General features: G+C 67.0%; 29 protein-coding genes and 1 pseudogene. 20 read left to right on the top strand and 10 right to left on the bottom strand.

Going from position 1 to position 25,187, the window contains the following annotated elements; all coding sequences use genetic code 11:
• Positions 1-115: 115 nt before the first annotated feature.
• Positions 116-700, bottom strand: coding sequence for a TetR/AcrR family transcriptional regulator (locus AB0H50_RS11550; protein WP_357449984.1), 585 nt, complete (start codon positions 698-700; stop codon positions 116-118).
• A 119-nt stretch (positions 701-819) separates the two neighbouring features.
• Here AB0H50_RS11550 and AB0H50_RS11545 point away from each other — a divergent pair, with 119 nt between their 5' ends.
• From AB0H50_RS11545 to AB0H50_RS11535, 3 genes are all read left to right on the top strand, one after another.
• Positions 820-1,809, top strand: coding sequence for a DJ-1/PfpI family protein (locus tag AB0H50_RS11545; RefSeq protein ID WP_357449981.1), 990 nt, complete (start codon positions 820-822; stop codon positions 1,807-1,809).
• A 127-nt stretch (positions 1,810-1,936) separates the two neighbouring features.
• Positions 1,937-2,899 carry an alpha/beta hydrolase gene (locus AB0H50_RS11540; protein WP_357449978.1) on the top strand — a complete coding sequence of 321 codons (963 nt, stop codon included), beginning with the start codon at positions 1,937-1,939 and terminating at the stop codon, positions 2,897-2,899.
• Between the two features lie 41 nt (positions 2,900-2,940).
• On the top strand, positions 2,941-3,795 hold the full coding sequence (locus AB0H50_RS11535) for an alpha/beta hydrolase (RefSeq protein ID WP_357449976.1): 855 nt from the start codon (positions 2,941-2,943) through the stop codon (positions 3,793-3,795).
• Positions 3,796-3,909: 114 nt separating this feature from the next.
• Here AB0H50_RS11535 and AB0H50_RS11530 read toward each other — a convergent pair whose 3' ends face one another.
• A complete protein-coding gene (locus AB0H50_RS11530) occupies positions 3,910-4,242 on the bottom strand; it encodes a thioredoxin domain-containing protein (RefSeq protein WP_357449973.1) in 333 nt (110 codons plus the stop codon).
• Positions 4,243-4,519: 277 nt separating this feature from the next.
• On the opposite strand from AB0H50_RS11530, the gene AB0H50_RS11525 reads away from it, so the two are divergent.
• A complete protein-coding gene (locus AB0H50_RS11525; protein WP_357449970.1) occupies positions 4,520-5,131 on the top strand; it encodes a TetR/AcrR family transcriptional regulator in 612 nt (203 codons plus the stop codon).
• Between the two features lie 369 nt (positions 5,132-5,500).
• Here the strand turns inward: AB0H50_RS11525 and AB0H50_RS11520 are convergent, their stop codons facing one another.
• Positions 5,501-6,103 (bottom strand): TetR/AcrR family transcriptional regulator, encoded by a 603-nt coding sequence (locus AB0H50_RS11520; protein WP_357449967.1) that lies wholly within the window; start codon positions 6,101-6,103, stop codon positions 5,501-5,503.
• A 66-nt stretch (positions 6,104-6,169) separates the two neighbouring features.
• Here AB0H50_RS11520 and AB0H50_RS11515 point away from each other — a divergent pair, with 66 nt between their 5' ends.
• Positions 6,170-6,997, top strand: coding sequence for a class I SAM-dependent methyltransferase (locus AB0H50_RS11515; RefSeq protein WP_357449964.1), 828 nt, complete (start codon positions 6,170-6,172; stop codon positions 6,995-6,997).
• 231 nt (positions 6,998-7,228) lie between these two features.
• On the opposite strand, the gene AB0H50_RS11510 is transcribed toward AB0H50_RS11515, so the two are convergent.
• The gene (locus tag AB0H50_RS11510) at positions 7,229-7,531 is read right to left on the bottom strand and encodes a Tn3 family transposase (protein WP_357451517.1); all 303 of its coding nucleotides are present in this window, start codon (positions 7,529-7,531) and stop codon (positions 7,229-7,231) included.
• Positions 7,532-7,571: 40 nt separating this feature from the next.
• Here AB0H50_RS11510 and AB0H50_RS11505 point away from each other — a divergent pair, with 40 nt between their 5' ends.
• From AB0H50_RS11505 to AB0H50_RS11495, 3 genes are all read left to right on the top strand, one after another.
• Positions 7,572-7,823: a hypothetical protein gene (locus AB0H50_RS11505; protein WP_357449961.1), complete on the top strand. Its 252-nt coding sequence runs from the start codon at positions 7,572-7,574 to the stop codon at positions 7,821-7,823.
• 71 nt (positions 7,824-7,894) lie between these two features.
• On the top strand, positions 7,895-8,635 hold the full coding sequence (locus AB0H50_RS11500) for a hypothetical protein (RefSeq protein ID WP_357449958.1): 741 nt from the start codon (positions 7,895-7,897) through the stop codon (positions 8,633-8,635).
• A 203-nt stretch (positions 8,636-8,838) separates the two neighbouring features.
• Positions 8,839-9,051, top strand: coding sequence for a hypothetical protein (locus AB0H50_RS11495; protein ID WP_357449955.1), 213 nt, complete (start codon positions 8,839-8,841; stop codon positions 9,049-9,051).
• Positions 9,052-9,186: 135 nt separating this feature from the next.
• On the opposite strand, the gene AB0H50_RS11490 is transcribed toward AB0H50_RS11495, so the two are convergent.
• Positions 9,187-9,456, bottom strand: coding sequence for a hypothetical protein (locus AB0H50_RS11490; protein ID WP_357449952.1), 270 nt, complete (start codon positions 9,454-9,456; stop codon positions 9,187-9,189).
• Between the two features lie 324 nt (positions 9,457-9,780).
• On the opposite strand from AB0H50_RS11490, the gene AB0H50_RS11485 reads away from it, so the two are divergent.
• The 3 genes from AB0H50_RS11485 (at position 9,781) to AB0H50_RS11475 (ending at position 13,781) form a co-directional block, all read left to right on the top strand.
• The gene (locus AB0H50_RS11485; RefSeq protein WP_357449949.1) at positions 9,781-11,145 is read left to right on the top strand and encodes a hypothetical protein; all 1,365 of its coding nucleotides are present in this window, start codon (positions 9,781-9,783) and stop codon (positions 11,143-11,145) included.
• Positions 11,146-11,307: 162 nt separating this feature from the next.
• Positions 11,308-12,552, top strand: a complete 1,245-nt coding sequence (locus AB0H50_RS11480; protein WP_357449946.1) for a MoxR family ATPase — start codon at positions 11,308-11,310, stop codon at positions 12,550-12,552.
• On the top strand, positions 12,549-13,781 hold the full coding sequence (locus tag AB0H50_RS11475) for a VWA-like domain-containing protein (protein WP_357449943.1): 1,233 nt from the start codon (positions 12,549-12,551) through the stop codon (positions 13,779-13,781). Before AB0H50_RS11480 ends, AB0H50_RS11475 begins: the two co-directional genes overlap by 4 nt.
• A gap of 195 nt (positions 13,782-13,976) precedes the next feature.
• Here the strand turns inward: AB0H50_RS11475 and AB0H50_RS11470 are convergent, their stop codons facing one another.
• Positions 13,977-14,684 carry a GntR family transcriptional regulator gene (locus AB0H50_RS11470; RefSeq protein WP_357449940.1) on the bottom strand — a complete coding sequence of 236 codons (708 nt, stop codon included), beginning with the start codon at positions 14,682-14,684 and terminating at the stop codon, positions 13,977-13,979.
• A 117-nt stretch (positions 14,685-14,801) separates the two neighbouring features.
• Between AB0H50_RS11470 and AB0H50_RS11465 the strand changes: the two are divergent.
• Both AB0H50_RS11465 and AB0H50_RS11460 read left to right on the top strand, forming a co-directional pair.
• Positions 14,802-15,323, top strand: a pseudogene (locus AB0H50_RS11465) (YbhB/YbcL family Raf kinase inhibitor-like protein); the annotation flags it as partial.
• Between the two features lie 9 nt (positions 15,324-15,332).
• Entirely contained in the window at positions 15,333-15,815 is a 483-nt protein-coding gene (locus AB0H50_RS11460; protein ID WP_357451515.1) for an SRPBCC family protein, read from the top strand.
• 122 nt (positions 15,816-15,937) lie between these two features.
• Here the strand turns inward: AB0H50_RS11460 and AB0H50_RS11455 are convergent, their stop codons facing one another.
• Positions 15,938-16,591: a hypothetical protein gene (locus AB0H50_RS11455; protein ID WP_357449937.1), complete on the bottom strand. Its 654-nt coding sequence runs from the start codon at positions 16,589-16,591 to the stop codon at positions 15,938-15,940.
• 195 nt (positions 16,592-16,786) lie between these two features.
• Between AB0H50_RS11455 and AB0H50_RS11450 the strand changes: the two genes are divergently transcribed.
• Both AB0H50_RS11450 and AB0H50_RS11445 read left to right on the top strand, forming a co-directional pair.
• Positions 16,787-17,788: a PHB depolymerase family esterase gene (locus tag AB0H50_RS11450; RefSeq protein ID WP_357449934.1), complete on the top strand. Its 1,002-nt coding sequence runs from the start codon at positions 16,787-16,789 to the stop codon at positions 17,786-17,788.
• Between the two features lie 64 nt (positions 17,789-17,852).
• Positions 17,853-18,488 carry a histidine phosphatase family protein gene (locus tag AB0H50_RS11445; protein WP_357449931.1) on the top strand — a complete coding sequence of 212 codons (636 nt, stop codon included), beginning with the start codon at positions 17,853-17,855 and terminating at the stop codon, positions 18,486-18,488.
• A 310-nt stretch (positions 18,489-18,798) separates the two neighbouring features.
• On the opposite strand, the gene AB0H50_RS11440 is transcribed toward AB0H50_RS11445, so the two are convergent.
• Positions 18,799-19,245 carry a DUF6294 family protein gene (locus AB0H50_RS11440; protein ID WP_357449928.1) on the bottom strand — a complete coding sequence of 149 codons (447 nt, stop codon included), beginning with the start codon at positions 19,243-19,245 and terminating at the stop codon, positions 18,799-18,801.
• Positions 19,246-19,513: 268 nt separating this feature from the next.
• Here AB0H50_RS11440 and AB0H50_RS11435 point away from each other — a divergent pair, with 268 nt between their 5' ends.
• The 4 genes from AB0H50_RS11435 to AB0H50_RS11420 all read left to right on the top strand — a co-directional run bounded on the left by AB0H50_RS11435 (position 19,514) and on the right by AB0H50_RS11420 (position 22,594).
• Positions 19,514-20,137, top strand: a complete 624-nt coding sequence (locus tag AB0H50_RS11435) for a hypothetical protein (RefSeq protein ID WP_357449926.1) — start codon at positions 19,514-19,516, stop codon at positions 20,135-20,137.
• A 153-nt stretch (positions 20,138-20,290) separates the two neighbouring features.
• Positions 20,291-21,127: an alpha/beta hydrolase gene (locus AB0H50_RS11430; protein ID WP_357449923.1), complete on the top strand. Its 837-nt coding sequence runs from the start codon at positions 20,291-20,293 to the stop codon at positions 21,125-21,127.
• A gap of 44 nt (positions 21,128-21,171) precedes the next feature.
• A complete protein-coding gene (locus AB0H50_RS11425) occupies positions 21,172-21,786 on the top strand; it encodes a dihydrofolate reductase family protein (protein ID WP_357449920.1) in 615 nt (204 codons plus the stop codon).
• A gap of 181 nt (positions 21,787-21,967) precedes the next feature.
• Entirely contained in the window at positions 21,968-22,594 is a 627-nt protein-coding gene (locus tag AB0H50_RS11420) for a hypothetical protein (RefSeq protein WP_357449918.1), read from the top strand.
• A gap of 446 nt (positions 22,595-23,040) precedes the next feature.
• Here AB0H50_RS11420 and AB0H50_RS11415 read toward each other — a convergent pair whose 3' ends face one another.
• Positions 23,041-23,751, bottom strand: a complete 711-nt coding sequence (locus AB0H50_RS11415) for a GAP family protein (RefSeq protein WP_357449915.1) — start codon at positions 23,749-23,751, stop codon at positions 23,041-23,043.
• Positions 23,752-23,942: 191 nt separating this feature from the next.
• On the opposite strand from AB0H50_RS11415, the gene AB0H50_RS11410 reads away from it, so the two are divergent.
• Positions 23,943-24,185: a hypothetical protein gene (locus AB0H50_RS11410; protein WP_357449912.1), complete on the top strand. Its 243-nt coding sequence runs from the start codon at positions 23,943-23,945 to the stop codon at positions 24,183-24,185.
• Here AB0H50_RS11410 and AB0H50_RS11405 read toward each other — a convergent pair.
• Entirely contained in the window at positions 24,182-25,168 is a 987-nt protein-coding gene (locus AB0H50_RS11405) for an acyl-ACP desaturase (RefSeq protein ID WP_357449909.1), read from the bottom strand. The two genes, AB0H50_RS11410 and AB0H50_RS11405, sit on opposite strands and share 4 nt — an antisense overlap.
• Positions 25,169-25,187: the final 19 nt, after the last annotated feature.

Genomic DNA, 25,187 nt, shown 5'->3' with positions numbered 1-25,187 from the left:
CCGAGCGGTACAGATGTATGCCCACAACTGAATCGGGGCTTCGGGCCGCACTTCCGCGCCGATTGCGGTGCCCGGTTCGGGTGTGGCTGTCAATCCGAGAAATTCACCTGAGTAGTCATTGCGGGACAGCAGCACAAGAGATTTCGGCGACCTCGCGCAGGCGTTGCCGAGACGTCCCGAGGCGGCTCAGCTGGATCAGCCCCTGGGATACCAGCACGATGTGGGCGCTGAGCACCGCTAGTTCTCTCTCGTCCAGTACTTTTCGCGGAATGTCGGCGCGGAGCCGTTCGGCGACGTGGGTCTCCATCCGCGCCGTCGTTCGATCCCCGATGGCGACGACCTCGGGAACCCGGTGCCCGAGCTGGCCGATGCTGTTGAGCATCAAACACCCGCGCCGCTTCGGATGCGCGAGACAGTCGGCGATCACCGCGTCGAAGAACGCCCGCACCGCCGCCCGCGGCGGGCCGGGATCGGCGTGCAGCGCCGCGTGCACGTATTCGGCTCGCCGCTCGCAGTAGCGACGGAAAGCAGAGAGAAACAGCCCCGTCTTGCTGCCGTAGGCGGCGTAGATGCTCCCGTTGCCGACACCGGACGCACTCGACACGCCCTCGACCGACGTGCCTTCGAACCCGTCGGTCCAGAACATTTCGATGGCGACGTCGAGCAGCGCCGACTCATCGAACTGCCGTGGACGCCCCATTCGTTCACGCTAGCAACGCCGTCCTTCGACCGCGCGCGAGGCCCGAGCGGGCATGAAACGCGGCACATCCCGGTCGCCTCGGTTGATTGTGGAGTCGCGGCTCCACAATAATGTGCGAAATGAATTCCAGAGCGGTCACCTCGTCGCGCCGGCGCATCGGGATCCTGGTCTTCGACGGCGTGAAGATGCTCGATTTCGCGGGCCCGGCCGAGGTGTTCGTCGAGGCGAATCAGTCGCTGCCCGCCTACGAGGTGGTGCTGGTCTCGGCCGACGGCAACGACGTGCAGACCTCGATCGGCGCGCGCGTCGCCGTAGCGCACGCGGCGGCCGACGCGGGCCGCTTCGACACCGTCGTCATCCCCGGCAGCGAGCTGCCCGCCGCCGAGTTCGTGACACCGGAGGTGTTGCGGGCCACCCGCCACCTCGCGGAGCACACGCGCCGCCTCGCCTCGATTTGCAGCGGGGCCGCCATCCTCGCCCACCTCGGCCTGCTGGACGGCCGTCGCGCCACCACTCACTGGAAGTTCGTCAAGAACCTCGGCCGCCAATTCCCCGCTGTCGACGTGGATCCGGACGCGATCTTCGTGCGCGACGGGCACATCTACAGCTCCGCGGGCGTCGCCGCGGGCATCGATCTGGCGCTCGCGCTGGTCGAGGAGGACCACGGCGCCGCGGTGGCGCGCCGGGTCGCCCAGTCGTTGCTGGTGTACATGCAGCGGGCCGGCGGGCAGTCGCAGTTCTCGGCGGCGCTCAGCGGACCGGTCCCGCGCAGCCCCCTCGTCCGCGCGGTCGCCAACCTCATCTGCGCCGATCCCGCCCAGCCGTACACCGTGAAAACGCTCGCCTCGCACGCCGGGGTGAGCCCGCGGCACCTGACCCGGTTGTTCCGGGCGGAACTGGAGAGCACGCCTGCGGAGTACGTCGCCTTCGTCCGATTCGCTTATGCCAGAGACAAACTCGACGCTGGCTACAGCGTGACCGACGCCGCCATGGCCGCCGGATACGGCAGCGGCGAGGCGATGCGCCGCGCCTTCATCGCGCGCCTCGGCGTCTCGCCGCGCAAGTACCAGCAGCGCTTCCGTTCGACGGCGTACGCGACCGGCAGCTGATCTTGGTCACCGATTTGCTGTCCGGTGTCCCAAATCGGGCGGATACTTGGCTCAACGGTTGGGGCGCGCCCGCGCCCCGTTCATCGAGACTCGAGGTCCATCCCACACGACACCGAAAGGCAGGACCATGGCCGGAAACCCCCTCGGTATCTCCCTCGAGCCCGCCGCGCAGGAGTTCGTCGACGCGACCTCCGAACCGCCCTTCCTCTTCCAGCTCCCCCCGCAAGAGGGCCGCAAAGCGGTCGACGGCGTGCAAGACAGCCCGATCTTCAAGCCGGAGATCGACGAGGAATGGATCACCGTCGACGGCGGCCCCACCGGCTCGGTCCCGGTGCGCATCGTCAAGCCGCTCGGCGCGGCGGGACCGCTGCCCGTCATTCTCTACACGCACGGCGCGGGCTGGGTCTTCGGCGACGCGCACACCCACGATCGGCTCGTGCGCGACCTCGCGATCGGCGCGAACGCCGCCGTGGTCTTCCCCGAGTACGACCGCTCGCCGGAGGTGCGCTACCCGGTGGCCAACGAACAGTCCTACCGGGTCGCCCAGTGGGTCACCACCGACGGCGGCGCGAAGGGCCTGGATTCCTCGCGCATCGCCATCGCGGGCGACTCGGTCGGCGGCAACATGGCCATCGCGCTGACGCTGATGGCGAAGCAGCGCGGCGACGTCTCCTTCCTGCAGCAGGTGCTGTTCTACCCGGTAACCGACGCGAACTTCGACACCGGTTCGTACCGCGAGTTCGCCGACGGGTACTTCCTGACCCGAGACGGAATGCGCTGGTTCTGGGATCAGTACACGACCAGCGAAGAGGATCGGGCGCAGATCACCGCGTCGCCGTTGCGCGCCACCACCGAACAGCTGACCGGACTGCCGCCCGCGCTGGTCATCACCGCCGAGGCCGACGTGCTGCGCGACGAGGGCGAAGCCTTCGCGGGCAAACTGCGCCGGGCGGGCGTCCCGGTGACGCAGACCCGCTACGGCGGGATCGTGCACGACTTCGTGATGGTCAACGCGTTGCACGACACCCACGCGGCCAAGGCGGCGATCGCCCAAGCCGTCGCGACCCTGACCGCAGCGCTGCACGGCTGAGTCGCGGCTGCCAAATCCTCTGATCGACAGGACGATTCACGATGTCGACTGCCTCGACCTCCATCGACGAGCACACCCGCGCCCAGATCGAACAGGCCAATGCGAGCGGGCGCACGCCGGTGGTTTTCATCCACGGACTGTGGTTGCTCGCCAGCAGCTGGGACCGCTGGGCCGCGGTTTTCGCCGACGCGGGCTACGCACCGGTGACCGCGGGCTGGCCCGACGACCCGCAGACGGTGACGGAAGCGCACGAACATCCCGAGGTGTTCGCGGGCAAGACCGTCGGCCAGGTCGCCGATCACTACGGGGCGGTGATCCGCGCACTCGACCGCAAGCCGGCGGTGATCGGGCATTCCTTCGGCGGGCTGCTCACCCAGATTCTGGCCGGGCGCGGGCTGTCGGCGGTCTCGGTGGCCATCGACGCCGCACCGTTCCGCGGGGTCCTTCCGCTGCCGATCTCCTCGCTGCGCGCCGCCGCGCCGGTGCTGAGCAATCCGGCGAATCGGCACCGCGCGGTGCCATTGACCTACGAACAGTTCCGCTTCAGCTTCGCCAACGCGGTGGTCGAGGACGAAGCCAGGAGTCTGTTCGAGACGTACGCCGTCGCCGCGCCGGGTGCGCCGCTGTTCCAGGCCGCGGCCGCGAACCTCAACCCGTGGTCGGAGACGCGGGTCGACACCGAAAACCCCGAGCGGGGACCGCTGCTGATCCTCTCGGGCGAGAAGGACAACACGGTGCCGCGGGCGATCACGCATGCCGAATACGTCAAGCAGAAGCGCAATCCCGGCGTCACCGAGTTCGTCGAGATGCCAGGGCGGGGCCACGCCTTGACCATCGATTCCAGGTGGAGAGAGGTCGCCGATACGGCGTTGGGGTTCGTCCAGCGGTTCGCTTGATCGAGACCCGTCGCGGTCGGAGCATCCGACCGCGGCGGCGCTCGGTGATCAGCAAGCGGGCTCAGCGGTGCAGGTGCGCCGGGCGATCGAAGATACGGCGCGATCGAGAGACGTTCAGCTCCCAGGGAGATAGTCCCCGAACTCGTCCAGGAACTCCGGTACCGGGTCGACGCCGACGCTGTGGTGGACGAGGCGGCCACCGACGAACAGACCCAGCGTCGGAAAAGCCCGCACCCGGTACCGCTCGGCCAGCCCGGGGTGCTCGTCCACGTTCACGCTGACGACGACGAGCCGATCGGAAAGCTCGTCGGTGAGTCGGCGCAGCCGCGGCGTCGACCGACGGCATGGGCCACACCACGGCGCGGAGAACACGACCAGCACCGGCTTACCGGCACCGAGCACGGTCTCGGCAAAGGTCTCGGTGGATACCGCGTGCACATCCGTCATCCGGTTCTCTCCTCGACACTTCGCTCAGTTACCGAGTTACCGGACGGAGACGCGGCAAACACCTCTGGACCCGGCAAGAGATCCTGATTCGCCCGTTGCCGTGCATCGTGCTCATTCCGGGCGATCGCCCATCCTGCCGCTGACAAACCCACCTCGGACCGCGCCCGACACGACGCTGCTCGAGCGTGGCAGTGTGCACCGCGCCTTCCGAGCCCACCCGCGCATTGACCGGCCGACGGTCGGTCGGTCGGTGCCGTCGAGCGCAGGGAGGTGCACCGTGCGACAGGTGAAAAAGCCCGAGATCCGCAAGGCCGAGATCGTGGACGCCGCCGTGCGCAGTTTCGTGGAGCGCGGCTACGACCAGACCAGCGTCGAATCCATCACCGGCGGCCTCGGCGTCGCGAAAGGCTGCTTCTACCACTACTTCAGCTCGAAGGAGCAGGTATTCGCGGCCGCGATCGAGGCCATCGCGCGCCAACTGTGCGCGAGCTATCTCGCCGTCCTGCAGGATGATTCGCGATCGCCGCGCGCCCGGCTGCGGGGATACATCGACCACAGCTACGCGCTCACCGAAGCGCCCGGCCTGCTGGCCGCGCTGCACGGAGACCGCTTCCGGGACATGCACCATCGGATCGTCGATCGGGTGGCAGACGAACTGCGTCCCGCGCTGTGCGCCGTGGTGGCGGAGGGCGCGGCGGAGGGCGAATTCCGCATTCCCGACCCGGAATTCACCGCGATCGCGTTACCCGGCGCACTGCGGGAACTGCACGAGGTGTACGCCGAGCGCCCCGATCTCGATCTCGCCGCGCACCGCGCCACGCTGGTGGACCTGCTCGAACGGCTGCTCGGCGCGGAACTCACCGATTCCGATCACCCGGAGGACCGATGAAAACCGTTGCGGCCACGTTCGATTCGTCAGGTACGGCCCCGGAATCCTGAAGCTGGCCCGAGCCGCAAAGTAGCTTCGCGGGCAGGCTGGTTCGAGGTTGAGGTGTCCGGTAGGCCGTGATGTGGCCCTGTGAGATCTGGATCAGACCCGTGGTGTGTCGCCGCTGACGATGCGGTGGATGGTGGAGCGGCCGACGCTGTATTCGTCAGCCAAGTCGGCGAGGCCGGCGTCGTCGTCGGGGTCGTGGTAGCGGCGGTGGATCGTCTTGCGTGCTGCGAGAGGCAGTTTCGGCTACGGAACATTTGATGAGGTTCAACCGGTGGTGTGGTCGGAAAGCTTCTTGGTAGCTGTTCTCGATGCCGGTAGGGCTCAGGCCGGTCGTCGTTGCACGACATCGGAGATGACCGCTGCCACGAACTTTTCGACTGCTGATGTAGTCGGTGGGCCGGGGTCGCGGTCTATGAACAGCAGGTGCCCACCGCCGACGAGGGAGAGGGTGAGTGAGTCGATGTCTGCGTCGGAGGCGATGCGGCCGAGTTCACGCTCGTCGGTCAGATAAGTGGAGATCGCGGTCGTCGCCTCGGCAAGGATCGCCATGCCGCCGCCGGGTCTGGCTTGCCGCAGTCGTGTGCGCAGCTCGTCACGGAAGGTGATGAGCGGGATTATCGCCACCGGAACCGGTCCGAACAGAATGGTCAGAGCGCTGCTCAGATTGGCGGCCACCGTGCCGGCGCCGGCGGAGGCCCGCAGCGCACTCGCCTGCGCTTCGAGCTGCGCGGCCCGGTCGAGCACAAGCTCGGTGAGGAATGTGTCGAAGTCGGTGAAGTGCCGATGCAGAACGCCTTTGGCGCAGTCGGCTTCGTCGGTGACAGCCCGGCTGGTCAGCCCATTCGGCCCATCCCGCAGCAATACGTGTTCGGCAGCGTCGAACAGTTGCTGCCGCGCATCGCGCAAATGCACTCCTGTAGGCACCTACAGATCCTCTCGATACGTCAACCACCAGTTGCCTAGTGGGCATGCGCCCATTAATGTGGGCGCATGCCCACTCTACCGCGAGAGCAGCCAGAACCGTACCCAGCGCAGCCGCACAAGGCCCGGCGGATGGCCGAGTCGTTCGGTATGGACGCGCAACGCTACGACCAGGCCCGGCCCGGCTACCCCGACGCCCTGGTGGCGCGGATCGTCGCCGGCAGCCCCGGGCCTGACGTGCTCGACGTGGGCTGCGGTACCGGCATCGCGGCCCGCCAGTTCCAGGCCGCAGGGTGCACGGTGCACGGCGTCGAACCCGATGCGCGGATGGCCGACTTCGCGCGAGCCCGCGGTCTGCGGGTCGAGGTGGCAACCTTCGAGGCGTGGCAGCCGGGTGACCGGATGTTCGATACGGTCATCGCCGCTCAGTCGTGGCATTGGGTGGATCCGGTTGCCGGCGTCGCGAAAGCGGCCGGCGTTCTGCGTCCAGGGGGACGGCTGGCGATCTTCGGTCACGTGTACGAGCCACCCGCCGAGGTGGCAGAACCGTTCGCTGCCGCCTACCGGCGGGTGGCGCCGGACTCCCCGCTCAGCGGCCAACCGGCTCGACGTCCCCTCGAGCTCTACCAAGCGGGATACGCGAAAATCGCCGACCAGATCCGCAAGACCGAACAATTCGAAGATCCCGAACAGTGGCGATTCGACTGGCAGCAGTCCCATACGCGCGACCAATGGCTGGAGTTGCTCCCCACCACAGGTGGTCTCACCCGACTCGGTCCTGATCAGCTGGCCGAGATACTGGACGCGGTCGGCAACGCCATCGACTCTTTGGGCGGATCCTTCACGATGGACTACACCACCCTGGCCGCGACTGCCATACGCGCGGGAACTTCCTGACAGCCGTGCTCGGCACCGAATCCGGTCCAGGAACGATGGCTACGGCGGCCGACACCGCCGGGGCGCACAGCACCGGCGATAAACCCGCGTCCACACGCGACGGTCAGGTGTGCGCGGGCGCTGATCCGGCTGGCAACACCCCCGTCAGAGCGCAATTGCCCCTCGGGTCCTATCTCTCGTTCAGCTATCCGTCACGGGCCGTGATTCGGCGCACCGACAACAACAGCCGGGCTACCCCGCGACTCGTTCCCGGGTGAGGTCCAGGCGGGTGTCCATATCGAGCCGGAACCGGCCGTAGGGGTTGATGTTGGACCAGAACAGCGGCGACATCGCCCTCCGCTCGGTGTCGCCGACCAGATCGTGGAACTCTGGATCCTCCAAAACCGCTTGTAGCAGCGGGGTATTGATGTGCACCATCGCCGATTGTAGTAGGTGCAGTGCCAGCATCGACACCTCGGCGTGCTCGCGGTCGGCGCCGGTGAGCTGGGAGTCCTTGCCGTAGAAGACAACCGCGTGGTCGTATTGCTGAGCGATCAGGTCCCACCGGATCGGCCTGGTCAGGATCGCGCCGCGAGTGCTGCTACAGATGTTGCGCTACAAGCACGGCGATCATGCGCCACGGCTCCGGATGCCGCTGCTGGTCAGCATCGGCGAACACGACCGGGAGACCGTCGCTGCCGACACCGTCGAACTCGCGGACCGCGCGCCCCGTGGCGAGCTGCGGACCTACCCCTTCAGCCACTTCGAGATCTACCGCCCGGACAACCGCGACAAGGTCGTCGCCGATCAGATCGGCTTCTTGCGCCGAGTTCTTCCCGCAATGTGACACGGGTGTTCCATACGGTGTAAGAATCACATAGTGTGGCGGCGGATACAGTCCGTCGAAAGGAAGTGCACGTGTCGGTCGCCGCCGCGGTCAAGAAGCAGGTCCAGGAACTCGGCGGGGGATTCATGTTCTCCCGGGAGACCAAGGAATTCGGGCGCAGCACCGGAGTCGACGGGTTCTTCGGCCCGTACACCCGCGGCAGGGGCGGCGTGCTCGGCGACGTGGACGCCGACGTCGTCACCGCGGCCTTCGGATTCTTTCCCGCCCACTCCATCCGCAAGGCCTGGGAGTCGGTACCCATGCCCGCCGCCAAAGCCGCCGACGGCTACCTGACCGCCTGTCAGGACTTCGGCCGCCGCAAGCTCGGCGGTTTCGAGCAGGCCGAACGGCTGGCGCAATTGCTGGAAGTCGTTGTCGCCGCAGCTGATCCGGCTGGCGTGCCATTGTTCGCCGGCTGGCGCGCGCTGCCCCTTCCCGCCGACGCACCGGCCCGAATCACGCAACTCGCCCACGTCCTGCGCGAACTCCGCGGCGGTCTGCACCTGCTCGCCGTCCGCGCCAGCGGTATCACCCCGCTGCAAGCCGTCCTCATCTCGGGCTCCCCCTTCAACGACGGCCCCGGCCAGGCCCGCTGGTACGGCTGGCCAGAACCCTTCGAAGACATCACCGCCACCGTGCAAGACCGCTGGCAGCGGGCCGAAGCCCTCACCGACGCCCTCATCGCCCCCGCCTTCGCCGTCCTCGACGATGCCGCAGGCGCGGAACTCACCACCCTGATCACCGCCGCCCACAAAACGGTCTTCACCCGTTGAGACCCGCGCGCCCGCACCTCGTGCGGGCATTCCGGCCGGGCGGGCAGCGCCCCCGCGAATCGTCGACACGATGAAGCCGGTGCCCCGCCCGCCCCGAAAGCCATAATCTCCCATGGATCGGATTCGTCCCCCGCTGAGCCTCCCCGAAGGCCTTATCCTCGTTCTGTGCCGCTGGACCGGTCGATCAGAGGGGATTCCACCGCATGCCCAAGAAGCTGACCATCCAGTTCGGTAGCGAGCTGGACCCGGAGCTGTACGCCGATATCGCCTCCACCATGTGGATGCTGCTACGCGCGATGTCGCGTAGCGAGGACTTCGATTTCAACGTCATCCACGACGGCCCGACCTCACTGAACGGCATGCTCAACAAGCACTGGAACCAGTTCGCTCGGGAAGCACAGTGGGGCGACCGGTAGTCCACGCGGCTCAACCCGACCATCCCGTGACGGTCCAGCGCACGCGCGAGGACAGTCGACGACCCAATGCCCGCAAGGCTATGGCCCGCCACCGCGAAAGCCAGCCCTGCGGGCGGTTATTAGGGACTCCGGCGATCAGAGCCGGACGATGCGCCCGCCCACACCCCACCCGGCGCTGGACCAGTTGGGACCGAAGCAAGCCACCGTGCCCGCCTGTCCGACCGGCAGGTCTTGGCGCGTTGTGTACTGACCCAGGATCGGCGGAATAGCGGTGAAGTTGTATCCGATGCAGTCGATCTCGAGTCGGTAGCTGCCAGCACCGCCTTGGCAGATCCCGTTGTAGGCCCATGGGCCGTTCATCGATCCCGAGCAGCCGGGCTCGGCGGCGGCCGATCCGGTGGCCATCCCCGTGAGGCCGACTGCCACAGCGGGAGCTGCCAGGCACATCGCTATTGCTCGAGCCGTGATTCGCATACTGAGCTCCGAATGTTGTTGTGGTTGATTACATGGGATGTATTCGAAGCTGTGTCGCAACGCGTTACAGAGTCGAGGCCGTGGCGACGAGGCGACCACCGCAGCTCACCGTACGAAGTCTGTCCGATGGTGGCCGTCCCGAGCCTGTTTCACGGCCCGTGTTTGGCGGGTCTCAGCGGCGCACTCTATGATCGACACGATGATGATTCCTTCTGATCGCAGATTGGGGGTCCCGTTCGTCCAAGGTGAGTGCTGATGCTCACTGCGAAGACGAATGCGGACGATTCCCACCTTTCCTTCTGGCCGCGCGTGCGTGAGTTCGCCGTGCCGCCTTCCATGATCGAGACCGCTACCGCTCGGCGTCGCGCCGGGGATTGGGCGGGGGCCTGCGCCGCAGCGGGTTTCGATGTCGATGTCGATTTACGTTCCGTAGCAAGGGTTTACGGCCGGGAGCTGGTGGCTGAGGTCCGGTCCGATCTGCGCCATTTGGCCCCGGATCTGCTGCGCTGGCACCTGCCGAGGGTTGCTCCGGATGGTTTGCTCCGGCCGGGATTGACGATCACGCTCGCTCGTTATCCTTGTGGCACAGCTGGTTTCGTGCACCTGGTGGTCCGTACCGCGCCAGTGTGGGCGGATGCCGGGCAGCGGGTCGGCCTCGCGCTGTGGGATGGATCCGGCACCGTAGCAGGCTCGCATCCGCATCCCCGGCCGGACCGCCGTTTCCGGATGGACCTGCATCGTCACCTCTGGGACGCGCGCAGGTCCGATGAGCTGCGGGTGCGGTGCGGAGCCGAACCGGGCGCCGACCGGTCGGCGCTGGACCCGGCTCTCCTGGAGATTGCGCCGCGGGATCGCGGCTACGCGGTTGATCGCTGGGCCGACGAGGCGCGAATCCTGCTCGATGCCGAAGGGCGACAGGAGAATTCTTTCCTGGTGCGGTTGGGTGCCGGGCAACGGATGGTTGCAGAACTGGGACCCGATGGCTTGCGGATCGCGACGGCGTATCCGGCTGGAGCTGTCTCCGCGCTTCCGGTGCTGCCCGACGCCGCGACCTGGCAACCGCCCGACCTGAAACTGCTTCGCACCGGCGTGATCTCGCGCGATCGATTGCATCCGCTGGTCGCCGCGGCGCTGGTGCCGGACTATTCGCCGAGCGAATCCGTCCTGCAGCCAACCCAGTGGGAGCGAACACACCTGGTGGAATGCGGCGGCGAGCAACACCGAATCGGCTTGGTCGACGGTGCGCTGTCCGCACTGGACCACGACCCGGCCGAGATTCGGCGCGAGGAACTCCTTGCCGCCTTGAGCGGCACCCCACTGCCCTGCCTGCAGGCCATCGATCAGGCACATCGCCAACCGGACTGCCTCACAGGCGTTCGCGAACGTCTTGCACACGGTGACACCGGCGGCGCACTCGCCGTCATCGAAGGCCTGCTCGGTCCCGAGGCGGTCCTGCGCGACGGCGCTCTCCGCGACGAACTGGAAGCCACCGCGCGACAGCGAATCACTCACGGGCTCTACCGATCCGGCCTGTCCAAACCAGAACTCTCCCCCAACTACCCCGCCGCTCGTCGTCCACGAGATCGCCGCGCGCACCCGCGCAACGCGACGAGCTACTGACCCTGCCGCCGCCGTGCGCCGCGGCGCTGACCGACTGCTTGCCGATCCGGCGACTGCTGCGCGCAGCCGCCGGTACGACCGCCTACCGATCCGGGACCGCGCGACACGACTACGCCCCACCCGTCGTATCCGCTAATCCTCTTACAAAACAAGGTGATTCACATGTCCGCTGCTGTCACGAGCTCCGCTGCTCACCCCTCTGCCGATCACGCTTCCCAGCTCGATATCGCCGCTGATCTGCTGACCCTGCTCGGCGAGGCCACCACCGAACCGCGGCCAGACACCCAACTGGAGGCACTCACCCTGGCGGTAGCCGCCGACCTGCCGGTGCTGCTGTGGGGTGAGCCTGGAATCGGTAAGACCGCGGCCCTGACGCAGCTCGCCGAAACCCTGGAGCTTCCGCTGACCACAGTGATCGCGAGCGTGCATGAGCCGTCGGACTTTTCGGGTCTGCCGATCGTCGGCGACGACCCGGCGGAGCACGGTGTTCCGATGGCGCCACCGGACTGGGCGGTGCGATTGGTCCGGGCGGGCCGCGGGCTGCTGTTCCTCGACGAGCTCTCCACCGCGCCGCCCGCCGTGCAGGCCGCCCTGCTGCGGCTCGTGCTGGAGCGGCGGATCGGTTCGCTGAAGCTGCCGCCCGGCGTCCGGATCGTGGCGGCAGCCAATCCGCGCTCGTCGGCGGCCGATGGCTGGGAGCTGAGCCCGCCGCTGGCCAATCGGTTCGTGCACCTGCAGTGGGTGCACGATCACGATGTGGTCGTGCGGGGTCTGGGCGGCACCTGGCCGCGCGCCACATTACCGCAGCTCGATCCGGAAAAGCTCACGGACGCAGTGGCGTTCGCGCGTCGCGCGGTGTGCGTGCTGCTCGCGGCGCGCCCTAAGCTCGTGCATCGGATGCCGAGCACCGAAGCGCGCCGAGGCGGCGCCTGGGCTTCGCCTCGCAGTTGGGAGATGACGCTGCGGCTGATCGCATTCGCCACCGCCGCCGGGTCTTCCAGGGATGTGCTGTCGCTGTTGGTCCGCGGCACGGTCGGGGATGGCCCGGGTTTCGAGCTGCTGACCAGCCTGGACCGGATGGACCTCCCGGACCCCGAGACGCTGCTGGCCGATCCCGCGGGCGCTGAGCTCCCCGAGCGCGGGGATCTGCGCCAGGCCGTGCTCGACGGTGTGGTCGCGGCGGTGCGTAAGCGCCCGGAGAGATCCCGCTGGGATGCGGCGTGGGCGCTGCTGGTCAGGGCGATCGAAACCGGGGCGCCGGATCTGGTGGTCGTCGCCGCGACCACGCTCGCGACACTGCGCCAGGGAGATTGGGAGGTGCCTGCGTCGATCGAGAAGCTCGCGGGCGTGGTGTCGGTGTCGCAGCGCGCGGATCGCGCCGCCGAGCTCGTGCGAGCGGGCCGATGACGGTGCAGGCAGCGGATCGACTGGATCTGGAAAAGCTCTTCGCCGCCCGGCTGTACGCCGTGCGCGTCCGGCCATACCTGGCGACCGCCCTGTTCGCTCTGCACATCGTCGAATCGCGACGCGTCCCGACGATGAGTGTGGACCGGTACTGGCGCTGCTATGTTTCGCCCGCGTTCGTGGACAGCATGCCCGTCGAGGAATTGGCCGGGGTCCTGGTGCACGAGGTGTCGCACCTGCTGCGCGACCATCACGGCCGCGGTGAGCGCTTCGCCCGCGAGCACGAACTGAGCGGGCCCGGGGAACGGCTGCGCGTGAATATCGCCGCGGACTTCGAGATCAACGACGACATCTTCGGAGACGGACTGGTCCGCCCGGAGGGTGCGATCATGCCCGCCGACATCGACTTGCCCGCAGGCAAACTCATGGAGGAGTACCTGCGGGAGTTCCGGTTCGGAACGTACACACCGGAGATGGCGTGGCTCGATTGCGGTAGCGGCGCCGACGGCTTGGAACGCGAGTGGGAACTGGGGCCGCTCGGCGCGGACAAACTCAGCGAACAGGAACGTGACGCCGTGCGCTTCCGGGTGGCGCAGGGCATCATCGGCCGCCCGGGCAACACGCCCGAAGGTTGGCGGCGCTGGGCGCAGGAAGCATTCCATCCATCGCAGCCGTGGCGCGACCTGCTGGGCGCGGCGCTGCGCGCGGCCGTCTCGGCGCCCGGGGTCGGCGAGGACTACACCTATGGCAGACCCGCGCGACGCTCGGCCGGCGTGCCTGGCGTCATCCTGCCGAGTCTGCGGCGCACACCACCCCGCGTCAGCGTGATCATCGATACCTCCGGTTCGGTCAGCGACGCCGAACTCGGCAGCGCCCTGCTCGAAGTGACCGCCATCTGCCGCGCGGCGGGCGGCCGCCGCGACCTGGTCACCGTGTTGTCCTGCGACGCGGCCGCCCGGATCGCGCACCCGCTGTGCGCGGCCGAGGGCATACCGCTGGTGGGCGGCGGCGGCACCGACCTGCGCGCAGGCTTCGCCAAAACCCTTCGCGCCCAACCCCGCCCGGACGTCATCGTGGTCCTCACCGACGGTCAGACACCATGGCCGGAGACCAAGCCGTGCTGCCGCACCATCGTGGGCCTGTTCCGCCGGATCACCTCGTGGAGCGAACGCGATCCCGATTACGTTCCGGACAAACCACCGGCCTGGGCGCGAGTCGTCGAAATCGGCTAGCGGATCGCGCGATACGGGGGTTGCGGCGAGAGATCCCGGGTCGCCGACCACTTTCTCGGGCACCGGCAAGCAAGCGCCGAGCAATTGCCCCGCCTGACCGCACAGCCCGGACGCACCGAGGTGTCGATTCCAGTGCTGCCGAAGCGGCTTCGGTGCCGGTGATCAGGTGCAGTCATCCGGCCAGTTCGGCGGGACTTATCCGGTTTCCTGCGCGGGTTCGGGGTGGGTACCGCTGGTCAGTCCGGCCGCGGTCAGGTTGAGGTGCCGGGCCAATGTCTCGGCCGCGGTGTCGGCGTCGCGGGCAAGCGCCGCCTCCTCCAGCCGACGATGTTCGTCGACACCGTCCCGGTCGGGGTTGCGGTGTGTCGACCAGCGGCGAGCCAGCTCGCTCGCGGTCCACATCCGGTCGAAGGTCTCCAGCAGGACGGGGTTGCCGCAGCCCTCCAGCAGGGTGCGGTGGAAGACCCGGTGGGCTTCGGCCCATGCCTCGCTGTAGTACTCGCCCTCCTCCGGCACGAACGCCGGGGTACGGGCAAGGCGGTGGTGGGCGGCTCGTACTCGAGCCTCCCATTCGACGTCGCCGCGCTCGATCGACATGCGTAGCAGGACCGGTTCGATGGTCCGGCGGGCCTCCGCGATTTCCTTCCAGCGGCGATCGGAGAATGCCGGGACGGCGAAGCCGCGGTTCGGCAACCGATCGGCGAGGCCATCGCCGACCACCCGCACGAGCGCCTCGCGTACGACGGCCAGACTCACTCCCTGTTTCTTGGCGAGGTCCTGCGGTTTGAGGGCGTCACCGGGGGCGTAGTTCCCGCGCATGATCGCGTCCCGCAGGTATGCGTAGACCTGCTCGGTGAGCATCTGGTTGCCCGACGAGGTCGAGGCGTGGGCCGTCCGGGTCATGTCACCAGCATAGACAATCGGAAAGATAATCGATTATTTCTGATATGGTCGATTTAGCGGGACGGTCTCCGTCGGCCGCATCACCGCCACCCTGCACGGCCTGAAAGGAACGACGCGATGAGCCCCAACAACCCCTTCGCTCGCCTCCCCGAGGCGGCCTCCTTCACCGTTACCAGCGCCACCGTCGCCGACGGTGGCGCCTGGTCGCCCGAGCAGTTCTCCTCCGGCATCCCGGGCGGGAAGGACATCTCCCCGCAGCTGTCCTGGAGCGGCGCCCCCGAAGGCACCAAGAGCTACGCCGTCACCGTCTACGACCCCGACGCCCCCACCGGGTCCGGGTTCTGGCACTGGGCAGTCGCCGACATCCCCGCCACCGTCACCGAGCTCCCCGAGGGCGCAGGCGACGACACCGGCTCGGGCCTGCCCGAGGGCGCCTTCCAGCTGCCCAACGACGTCCGCGCAGCGCGCTTCATCGGCGCGGCGCCGCCGGCTGGGCACGGCCCGCACCGCTACTTCGTCGTGGTGCACGCCCTCGACGTCGAATCCATCGGCGTCCCGGCCGACGCCACTCCGGCCCTTCTCGGCTTCACCATGACCGACCACATCCTCGGCCGCGCGGTCCTGACCGCTACCGCGGAAACGCCGCATGTGGGCCAGGACACCGAACGGATCGAGGTTTCCCGACACATCCCCGCCCCCGCCAGCGCCATTTTCGCGGTCCTGACCGACCCGAAGGGCCACGTGGACATCGACGCGTCGGGAATGCTCATCGACGCCGAAGGCGAACCGGTCGAGCAACCCGGTGACCGGTTCCTGGTCCACATGGACCGAGAAGCCCTCGGGGACATTCCGTTGGGCAAGTACCAAGTCGAGGTCGTCATCACCGAGCTCATCCCGGACCAAGAGATCGCCTGGACCGTCGAGGCCAAGACCCGGCCCCATGCCCGCCACATCTACGGCTACCGGCTGCAGCCGACCGAGGACGGCACCCTCGTCACGTCCTACTACGACTGGTCGGAGATCGACGAGACGTGGAAGAAGCGCCTCACCTTCCCGGTCGTCCCGGAATCCGCCCTGAAAGCCACCCTCGGGATCCTCGAGCGCACCGTCCGCCGGAGAGCCGCCGCCTGACCAGACGCCGCCAAGACCAGGCTGTTCTGTCCCTTTAGACCTCAACTGCGAAGACCCCGCCCGGCCCGAGCCGGACGGGGCTCGGGTGTCTCCAACGAACGAGTTCCCGGCTATCGGCAGAGTCAGGGGCATTCCTGGAACGACGCGATGATGTTCTGGATGGTGGTCTTGTCGGTGTCGGCCCGGTCCGGGCTGGTGAAGCCGAAGACCAGGTAATACGAGTGGTCCCCCGCCACCGCGGTCATCCACCCGACCCCATCGAGGCCATTGTTGCTGACGGCAACATCCCATTGGACTGCCTGCTTGCCGCCAACCGTCATCGGATGGTCCTCCGAGACGCTGGTCGTGCGAATCACCCTGCCGCTGACCAGGTTCGCCCGGACATTCTGCACGAATGTCGCGAAGTCGTTCCGGGTGTGCTGCGGTGCGATCAGCAGGTTGCCGGACCCGCGCGAATCCGCCACCTGCAAAGTCTCACCCTTGCCCCACACATTCTGCGGCGACATTCCCCATCCGTCCGGCACGGTCACCTGCGTCTTGCCATCCACTGCGACGATCGTCCGAAGCGCCGCCAGCCGAACCGGCTCACTTCCCGAAACCTGCCCCATCACTGCATGATTCGACTCCAGCGAGCCGCCCGCACCGACCGCGGCCACCCCCGCCGCCGCAACGACCAGCACCGGCACAACCCCCAGCCCAACCCGAATCATCCACTCCCGCATCTGAACTCGACCTTCCCGCCCCGCCCGGTTCCGGGCATCCATCTCGAAAATCACGTCGGCAGCCTATCCATCTCCTCCGACACGATCCGCTGAGGAGGACGCCGCCGATTTCCGTTGGGATGGATTGGAATTCGGATGTGCATCGGATGACCCGTAGACACCGCGCCGACGCCCACGTGGAATGGTTATCCTTCAGATGGAGCCGGTGCTCGGCAGAGCTCGACCCCGCATCGAAGGATCGCCTCCGAGATGCGCGTATTCGTTGGTGCTTTGGTGTGGGGAGTGCAGTTGATCGACCGCGTCATCTCTCGGAATCGGCTGGCGGGCATGGTCGCCGTGCTGCTGCTGGCCTCGGGTCTGGCCGCGCTCGGTATTCCCCGCGTGTACGCGGCCGATATCGCCGAGCGCAGCTACACCAACGCGGCGGGCACCCGCAGCTACTACCTACACGTGCCGCCGGGTGACACGGCGGGCAAACCCTTGATGATCTACCTGCACGGCTGCACCGACCCCGAAGCGCAACTGGCCGACAACGGCTTCTCGCTGACCAGGATCGCCGACGAGCTGGGTTTCGTCCTCGCGTACCCGATCCAGACCAGGGATGCCGACGAGCGCTGGTGCTGGAACTGGTTCGACCCCGCCGACCAGGAGCGCGACTCCGGTGAGCCGTCGATCGTCGCGGGCATCACCGAAACCTTGATCGAGGAGTTCGGAATCGACCGCGCCCGCGTCTACGTCGGCGGCTACTCCGCGGGCGGCGGTATGAGCACCGTCATGGCGGCCACGTATCCGGATCTGTACGCCGCCATAGCCCCGATGGCGGGTGCACCGCACGGCATGAGCCTGCAGCCGCTCGAAGCGGATCTCACCGGCGCCACCATTGTCGCGTCGATGGGCCCGCGGGCACGCCCGGTCCCGGCCTTCTTCCTCCAGGACCTCGCCGATCAGACCAGCCTCTACCCGATCGGCCGTGCCAACGTCCTGCAGTGGCTGGGCGCCGACCGGCGGGCGGGCAACCTCACCCTCGCCGACGCACCGACCGCGGTCACCACCACCGCGGATCCGGTCCCCGCGACCATCGAGCACTACATCGGAAGCGGCTGTGAGCTGGCGCAATTCGTCACGCCTGTCGGACCGGACCACATCGGCGGCGGGCTGCTCATGCAGTCACCGTCGGGACTCACGTTGCAGCGCCGGATGATGGACTTCCTTCTGGCACATCGACTCACCGGTCCGCGGCAGGTCTGCTGAAGGCTATTCGACGAATGCCCGTTGACCTCGACCACGCCGCACACACCGACATTTCTGAAGGCACATGCAGAATCTCTACGTCGTGAGCCACCCGCACGCACAACACACCGAAGCCAACCTGGTCGGCGGCTGGCACGACTCTCACCTGACACCGCCCGGCCGACACGATGCACACCTGATCGCCGGGGAGCTCGAACGCCGCCGCGACACACTACGGCCGATCCGCATCACAACCTCCGACCTCGCCCGATGCGCCGAAACCGCCCGGATTCTCGGCACGACCCTCAACGCCCCGGTCTCCACAGATGCCCGTCTGCGTGAGATCAGCTTCGGCGAGGCCGAAGGCCGATCGAACGAGTGGCTCGCACAGCGGCAAATTCCCGCACCAGACCACAACCGACTCGACCACCGAGGCCCCATACCTGGTGCCGAGACCCGACGCGAGGTCGCCACCCGAGTCGGAGCATGCACACGCGAGCTGATGGACGACACCGGCCACGACCATATCGTGGTCACCCACGGATACGCACTGACATTCGTCATCACCAGCTGGATGCAGATCCCCGTCGACGCGGTCGGGTTCGCCTCCTTCGCGACAACGCCGGGCGCGATCACCCATCTGCGCCTCGACGACTACTGGCGCAACCGCACCCTGCTCGGCCTCGCCGACACCGCCCACTTGAATGCCGACGAAACTTGACCGGTTCACCATCCAACTTGCCGCACCGCAGCTCGACCGCATGATCTTCTCGAGATTCCAATTTCGCGCCCCGAACGCGGCGGGGTCGGGACGTCCGTCCACGGATTCCCGACCCAGATGCGGACTCCGTGAATGTTCCCGGCCGCGTTCATGATCGGTTCGGCGTGAGGTGTTCGTCGCGATCTCGGGAGGTCTCCTCCCCGCGGCGCCCGCTGCGGCGGACCTGGTTGGTCAGCCGCCGCGCCGGTCGGTTCGCGGTAAGGCGGTCGTGACGTACCACCCAGCGGCAGAACGGAAATACCGTGGCGGGTCAGCAGGCTGATCGCAGGGTCATGTGGTGCACCCTCGAAAGAAGGGCGGGGTCGAACGTGCCGTGGACCCACCAGTCGTACTGGCGGCGGCTGTCGGGGAGGTTGATGACGAATTTGGCTATGTCGCTGTCGAGTTGATGGGCAAGGATGTTGCCGAGGTAGTTTCTCTGGCCGTCCCTGAGTTCGGCCCACATCAACCATGCATCGTTGTCGTCATGGCTGGTGACCTTTCCCGTGAAGTGGGCTTGGCCGTCCACCTTCAGTACCCATCGCGCGCCACCGAACATCGTGCAGTCACCCTCCCGTATGTCCTGGTTCCAGGTGAAGACTTTGGGCGAGGGCTGTGCCGATGCGGCGCCGCCGAGCGAGGCGGTGCCGAGCACCGCGACAACGGTCAGGACGATTCCGGTGATCGACATCGAAAGGGCCCTGCGGTTCGAGAACATTGCTCACTACCTCCTGAACCGGGGTTCGAACCGGTCTGGCGATATTCGTATTCGCCTTGTCCGTTCGTATGATCCGCTCAGAGTGGGAGGTTGTCACCAGGATTTGATACTCATTGGTCAGCGACTCCAGTACTCACCCGCGGGCCCGCGCTACTCGACTTGGATCGTGTCACGGAGCGCTGCGTGAGTCGGTGGTTCCCCAACCGCTCTGGCGCCCCGCGTTGTGGGTGCCCGTCGCACCGTCGAGAGCGGCCGCGATGATGCCACCGTGGCACGCCCCTCCGCACCACCAACCGACATCCGGTCGCCAACCGCCGCCGCGCAGGGTGAGCCGGAGGTCATCGGCGAACGATCGCCCGCCGTAGGCTTCCCCATCGTGAACTACCTTGGATCGATCCGAAATCTCGTGCACAACGGGCTTTTCCTGGTGCTGTGCGATGCGGGGGCGCGGTTCGGCGGCTGGGATGTCCACGGCGACGAGCTCGCCGCGGAGGGCAGCACGCAACTGGTGCTCGACGGGTTGCGCGTCTACGTCGAGGAAGCCCACGGTGATGGCCACCATGAGGTGCGTCGCAGCGATGACGGAACCCTCTGGATCTCACCACCGGTCGAGCCGGGTGTCCGCCCAATTCCGGAGGACGGCCTCGAACACGAGCCACGTACCGAAACCCTTCCGATGGGGCTCGTCGATGTACCGAGCGGAACGCTGGTCCTCGCCCTCGCCTATCCGCCTCTCAATATGACGACCGACGGCGACCACGCAGGCGTTACGCATGGGGAAGGCGAACGCCTCGACGTCATGGTCGGGCCCGGTGTCTTGATGATCACACGCGAGCGCACCGCCGTGGGCCAGACAGTAGCCCTGCGGTTCGCGCCGGCGCAGGGTGCCTAGGCCATCGATCGCTGCCACGCACACGAGCGCGCGGCGTGCGCCGGGTCACATTCCGGTTTCCGGATGCGGCGATGAATACCGGATCCGGCCGCCGTCTCTATCACTGAAAGCACCACACGGTGCCGCTGGAGCTTCGCCTGAAGGGATCACCCCATGGAAACCGTCATCACACCTGCCGGTATCACTCTCGCCTTCGATCGTTACGTCGGCGGGGATGCCGGAACGGTCATTGTGATCGGCGGGGCATTCAGCTATCGCAAATTCCCGAAAATGGTTGAGCTCGCGGAGAAGCTGGCCGATGAATATCGGCTCACCGTGATCAATTACGACCGGCGTGGCCGGGGTGACAGCAGTGATTCGCCGGGCGTCTACGACGTCGACAACGAGATCGACGATATTGCGGCGATCGTCGAGGCGGTCGGCGGCTCGGCCGCGCTGTTCGGCTGGTCGTCCGGTGCGGGGCTGGCCTTGCAGGCTGCCGCCTCCGGCCGGGTGCCCGGTATCACCAAGGTGATCGCGTTCGAGCCGCCGTTCGTGGTGAATCACGAGAACTTTGTTCCGCCGGCCGATCTGCACGTCACGCTGCACAAGCTGATCGCCGAGGACCGTCGTGGTGAGACCGTGAAGTTCTACATGACCAAGGGGATGGGTATGCCGCGCGCCATGGTCGCAGTCATGCGATTCACCCCGTTCTGGAAGAACTTGAAGGCGGTTTCACCTGCTGCGGGCCATGATTGGGCCATTATGGGCCGGTTCATGACAGGAGAGCCGCTGCGTGCGGCCGATTGGTCCGGGGTGACCGTGCCGACCCTGGTCATCTCCGGTGCGAAGAGTGGCGATCTGCTGCGCACCGCGGCCCGCGCTGCTACCGCGGTCCTGCCCGATGCTCAGCATGTGGAGCTGGCCGAACTGAGCCACAATCCGAATATCGCCATCCTCACGCCGTCGGCTGGTGAATTCCTCACCGGCACCGCGCAATTCGCCGGCTGATTCGGCCCATAACCACCCCAGCCTTCTTTTCGAGGAGTTCACCCATGCGCAAAATCACCGCAGGCCTGTTCATTTCGCTCGACGGCCTCATCGGCGAACCGCAGGACTGGCACTTTCCCTATTTCAACGACGAGATGGGTGCCGCCGTCGGCGCGCAGCTCGCCGCTGCCGACACCTTGCTGCTCGGCCGCGCGACCTATGACAGCTTCGCCGGAGCATGGCCGGAGCGTGAGGCGGCCGGCGGAGAGGACGCGGTCATGGCGAAGGCTCTGGGCGATGCCCGCAAGATCGTCGTCTCGCATCGGGAGCTCGAATTCACCTGGCGCAATTCCGAGCAGCTGCAAGGTGAGCTGGTGCAGTCCGTCACTGAGTTGAAGCAGCAGCCGGGCGCGACGGATATCGCCATGAGCGGTTCGCCGTCGGTCGTGCGACAGCTGCTTGCGGCGGGACTGATCGACGAACTGCACCTGCTGGTGCACCCCATCGCCGTGCGCAGCGGTCAGCGACTCTTCGACGAGGGCACGCCGATCCCGCTGCGGCTCATCTCCGCCCAGCCGTTCACCACCGGTGTCGTGCACCTGATCTACACCTCCGACGGCGGTATCCGGACCGGCGATTACGCCGACGCCAAAGTCCATCTTCCCCAGGCCGATCGGTAACCCTGGCAGCTCAGAGAACAGCGACCGGTGAAGACTCTGAACAAGCCGGTTTACCCGGCTACCGCGCCGTGGGCAGCTCGTCTCTGTCGACGCCGTGCGGCGCTGCGAGGCCAGAGACACTAGGGTCCTTCGTCGTAGCGGTTCGAGTGTGCGGCCGGGCGGCCGGGGAGGAGTGTTGCCGATGGTGAATCCGATGCCACCGGGTCAGCCGGGCGGGTACGGGCCGCAGGGCCAGGCGAATCCGTATGGGGGTCAAGTGAACCCGCAGCAGAGTCAGCCGCATCCTTATCAGCCGCATCCCTACGGCGCGCCGCCGCCCGGCTTGCCGGCTCCGGCGCCGTCCGTGCCCGGCTACGGTCCGCCGAGCCGACCGGCGAGCGGCGGCGCGATGGAGCGGGTCGCGGGTGGTCTGCTGCTGATCGCCGCGTTGTTCGCCATCGTCTTCCGGGTGGCCAACGCGTTCTCCTCGAGTTCTTCGCGTTTCCTCTGGTCCGACATCATGCTCGTGCTGATGATCCTGCTCGCGATCCTCACTGGTATCTGCACGCTCGCGGGGATGGGCGCGCGATATCCCGTGCTGCGCTCGCTTGCGGCGGTGGCTGCGGGCATGCTCCTGTCCGGCATGGTGGAAGCTGTGCTCAGTGCCGCGCAGTTCGAATTCCTCTTCGAGGACACCTTCTGGTTGTCCATCCCGTGCGCGCTCGCCGCATTCGCCGCCACCCTCGCGACCGTGGTCGCCGCCGCGACGACGCGGACCGGAGGCCAAGGGCCGCACCAGTACCCGCCCCGGAACCAGCCGCCGTTCTGAATCCGAGCGCCCGTCCATCGCCCGGCCGTCGCTCCGCGGTCACATGCCGCCCTGCTTCTCGCCGATCCCCGCTGAGAGTGTGAGTTTTGGTGAGGTGCCTTCTGGTCGTTCGGTCAGGCTGCAGTGGAACGCCCTGCAACGCCGATCCACGAATTCGTCCGGCACCCCTTCGAGGACAGCGCGAAAGCGCGAGCCGACGCAGCGACAGCACAGCGGAAGGCGTTCATCCGCTGAGCCTCGCCCCACGCGGGAAAGGCCCGGCGTGGTGCTCCAGGCGCGTACGCCGGGACACCACGCCGCTCGGCGGTGGGCGGCGGAGCGCACGGCCTGGGCGGGGCGGCCGGAGCCCAATAGTCTGTCGAGGCTTCGGACGACGCGTCTTCTCCCGACGTTCCGCCAACACGCTCGGTAAGCAGCCGTGTGCGCGCCCGCGATCCCTGAGCGGTTCAGGTCGGGTTGACGGCGAGGACGGTCGCGGCGTTGAGAGTTATGCCTATGCCGATCCCACCGACGGTCCACCCGAGGGCTTTTGCGCTGTTTCGGGTGAACCAGTCGTTGATTCGTTGCAGGTACGGATCGACCCGCTGGTGTGCGGCGAGGCGGGCCAGCGCCAAGGCGATGGCGGGCAGGGTCATGACGACGCAGTAGGCGGCCAGCACGAGGCCGGTCAGCTGCCAGGCGAGATCGGCGTTGGCGATCAGGCCGACGGCGGCGAGATAGGGCAGCATGGTGGCGACTTCCAGGGCGGCGGCCACGAGTGCGAGCCTCATCAGGCTCCGTGCGCTGCCGCTGCCCGACATCGTTTTGGACCGCCAGCGCTGTATCTTGCCGGGGCTACCGGCCCGCCGTTCGGCCCTGGCCTCCAGCCGATAGCTCAGCGCGATGATGAGGATGCCGAGGATCAGTTGCCCGATCCGCAGCGGAACCGGTGGGATGTCGATGGCGCCGACCGCTGTCAGCGCAGCATCCGCGCCGAGGACCAACAGGATTCCGACGCCGAAGTAGAACACCGCGACGGTCCCGAGGTAGACCGCGATCCGGCCGGCCCGCAACCGCCCGGGAGTCAGCAACAACCAGATGGGGATCAGCAGCGTGCCGAAACTGGTGCTGTCGATGAGCGCGAGTCCGATCAACGCCGCGACGAGAGTGAAAGTCATCCATTTCCTTTCGGAACGACAGGACTCTCATCGTCGAGCAGCCGAACTCCGACCCACATCCGACAAAGGAAGGACATCGGGTCGTACATCGATGCGCGCGCCTGGTGCGTCGTATGCTGCCTTGCCCGGTGGCTTTGGCCTGTTGTGCCGTGGCATTGATCGGCAGGTCTTGTTCGGTGAGGAGTTGGTTGGTGTCTATTGGCGTGCATCCCGATGTGGCCGAGGCGAGGCTACTTTTCGACCGTCTGGGTTTGGAGTTTTCGGCTGCGGTTCCCGAGACGGAGAACGCCGCTTACGGGGCGTTCGTCTCCAGCGTCGGACGCGGGTCGGTCAGGTTCCGGGTGGGCAAGCTGACGCCTGCCAAGGTGGGTCTGTTCGTCACAGCCAGCCCCGGCAGCAGCCGCGCACCGCACCCCTTGGAATCAATCATCTAGCGGCCGGCCTCGGCGCGAGACAGGCGATCGGCGATGCGATCGCGCCGTTCCTCGAACCTGAGCGTGTCTTGCCGGTACTTCTCCAGAAACTCCGCAAGGCGCTCGCGCGTATTCTCGCCCCGTGCGGTGAAGTCGTTGCGCTCGAATATCTTCCATTTGCGCAGCACCGGCAGGACCACCTCGTCGAGATGCTGTCGCATGTCGTAGATGCCGTTCTTGGCCATGAGCGCGCCGTACCGGAGGAAGTTCGGATTCCCCGCGCCCGGCATCTGAAAGTTGAGCAGCATGAATGTGATCGCCTCCAGTGCTTGGTCCGGGGCCAGGTCGAGGGCGGCGCCGCAGAGGTTGCGGTAGAAGATCATGTGCAGGTTCTCGTCGGCGGCGATGCGTTGCAGCATCTGGTCCGCGATCAGGTCGTCGCATACCTTCCCGGTATTGCGATGGCTGACCCGAGTCGCCAGTTCCTGAAAGGTCACGTAAGCCAGACCGTGCAGGACCGAGCCGTCGGCCAATTCGGCGGCGGCGCCGACGTCGCTGTGCCGGATAGCGGTCATCGGATCGAATCCCGTTGTCATGGCCGCCATCCTGGCCCGCTCCAGTTCGACCGGATCGACACCGCGAGTGACCACCAGGTAGTCCCGCATGACGATGCCGTGCCGGTTCTCCTCGGCGGTCCAACGTCCGACCCACGTACCCCAGGCACCGTCCCGAGAGAAGTTCTCGGCGATCACTCGGTGATAAGAGGGCAGGTTGTCCTCGGTGAGCAGGTTGGTGATCATGGCGGCCTTGGCCACCTCCGAAAGCCGGGATTGGGCAGGCTCCCAGTCTGTTCCGCCCAACGCGGCGAAGTTCCGACCGTCATCCCACGGCACGTAATCGTGCGGATGCCACTCTTTGGCCATCGACAGGTGTCGATTGAGATTCGCCTCGGCGATCGGCTCCAGCTCGGTGAGGAGGGCGAGCTGAGTCAAATCCTTGGGCATGTCTGCTACCTCTCTGAAC

The sequence above is a fragment of the Nocardia sp. NPDC050793 genome (genome assembly GCF_040654065.1).
In the GTDB taxonomy this organism is placed as follows: Bacteria; Actinomycetota; Actinomycetes; order Mycobacteriales; family Mycobacteriaceae; genus Nocardia.
Note: the sequence above shows the minus strand (reverse complement) of the source record. Positions and strands in the feature narration are given on the sequence as shown.

What these genes read in the sequence shown, in the direction of transcription:
- AB0H50_RS11550 (WP_357449984.1), bottom strand. Translation starts at nt 700, where the DNA reads ATGGGGCGTCCACGGCAGTTCGATGAGTCGGCGCTGCTCGACGTCGCC.
- AB0H50_RS11545 (WP_357449981.1), top strand. Translation starts at nt 820, where the DNA reads ATGAATTCCAGAGCGGTCACCTCGTCGCGCCGGCGCATCGGGATCCTG.
- AB0H50_RS11540 (WP_357449978.1), top strand. Translation starts at nt 1,937, where the DNA reads ATGGCCGGAAACCCCCTCGGTATCTCCCTCGAGCCCGCCGCGCAGGAG.
- AB0H50_RS11535 (WP_357449976.1), top strand. Translation starts at nt 2,941, where the DNA reads ATGTCGACTGCCTCGACCTCCATCGACGAGCACACCCGCGCCCAGATC.
- AB0H50_RS11530 (WP_357449973.1), bottom strand. Translation starts at nt 4,242, where the DNA reads ATGACGGATGTGCACGCGGTATCCACCGAGACCTTTGCCGAGACCGTG.
- AB0H50_RS11515 (WP_357449964.1), top strand. Translation starts at nt 6,170, where the DNA reads ATGCCCACTCTACCGCGAGAGCAGCCAGAACCGTACCCAGCGCAGCCG.
- AB0H50_RS11495 (WP_357449955.1), top strand. Translation starts at nt 8,839, where the DNA reads ATGCCCAAGAAGCTGACCATCCAGTTCGGTAGCGAGCTGGACCCGGAG.
- AB0H50_RS11490 (WP_357449952.1), bottom strand. Translation starts at nt 9,456, where the DNA reads ATGGCCACCGGATCGGCCGCCGCCGAGCCCGGCTGCTCGGGATCGATG.
- AB0H50_RS11485 (WP_357449949.1), top strand. Translation starts at nt 9,781, where the DNA reads ATGCTCACTGCGAAGACGAATGCGGACGATTCCCACCTTTCCTTCTGG.
- AB0H50_RS11480 (WP_357449946.1), top strand. Translation starts at nt 11,308, where the DNA reads ATGTCCGCTGCTGTCACGAGCTCCGCTGCTCACCCCTCTGCCGATCAC.
- AB0H50_RS11475 (WP_357449943.1), top strand. Translation starts at nt 12,549, where the DNA reads ATGACGGTGCAGGCAGCGGATCGACTGGATCTGGAAAAGCTCTTCGCC.
- AB0H50_RS11470 (WP_357449940.1), bottom strand. Translation starts at nt 14,684, where the DNA reads ATGACCCGGACGGCCCACGCCTCGACCTCGTCGGGCAACCAGATGCTC.
- AB0H50_RS11450 (WP_357449934.1), top strand. Translation starts at nt 16,787, where the DNA reads ATGCGCGTATTCGTTGGTGCTTTGGTGTGGGGAGTGCAGTTGATCGAC.
- AB0H50_RS11445 (WP_357449931.1), top strand. Translation starts at nt 17,853, where the DNA reads ATGCAGAATCTCTACGTCGTGAGCCACCCGCACGCACAACACACCGAA.
- AB0H50_RS11440 (WP_357449928.1), bottom strand. Translation starts at nt 19,245, where the DNA reads ATGTTCTCGAACCGCAGGGCCCTTTCGATGTCGATCACCGGAATCGTC.
- AB0H50_RS11430 (WP_357449923.1), top strand. Translation starts at nt 20,291, where the DNA reads ATGGAAACCGTCATCACACCTGCCGGTATCACTCTCGCCTTCGATCGT.
- AB0H50_RS11425 (WP_357449920.1), top strand. Translation starts at nt 21,172, where the DNA reads ATGCGCAAAATCACCGCAGGCCTGTTCATTTCGCTCGACGGCCTCATC.
- AB0H50_RS11420 (WP_357449918.1), top strand. Translation starts at nt 21,968, where the DNA reads ATGGTGAATCCGATGCCACCGGGTCAGCCGGGCGGGTACGGGCCGCAG.
- AB0H50_RS11415 (WP_357449915.1), bottom strand. Translation starts at nt 23,751, where the DNA reads ATGACTTTCACTCTCGTCGCGGCGTTGATCGGACTCGCGCTCATCGAC.
- AB0H50_RS11405 (WP_357449909.1), bottom strand. Translation starts at nt 25,168, where the DNA reads ATGCCCAAGGATTTGACTCAGCTCGCCCTCCTCACCGAGCTGGAGCCG.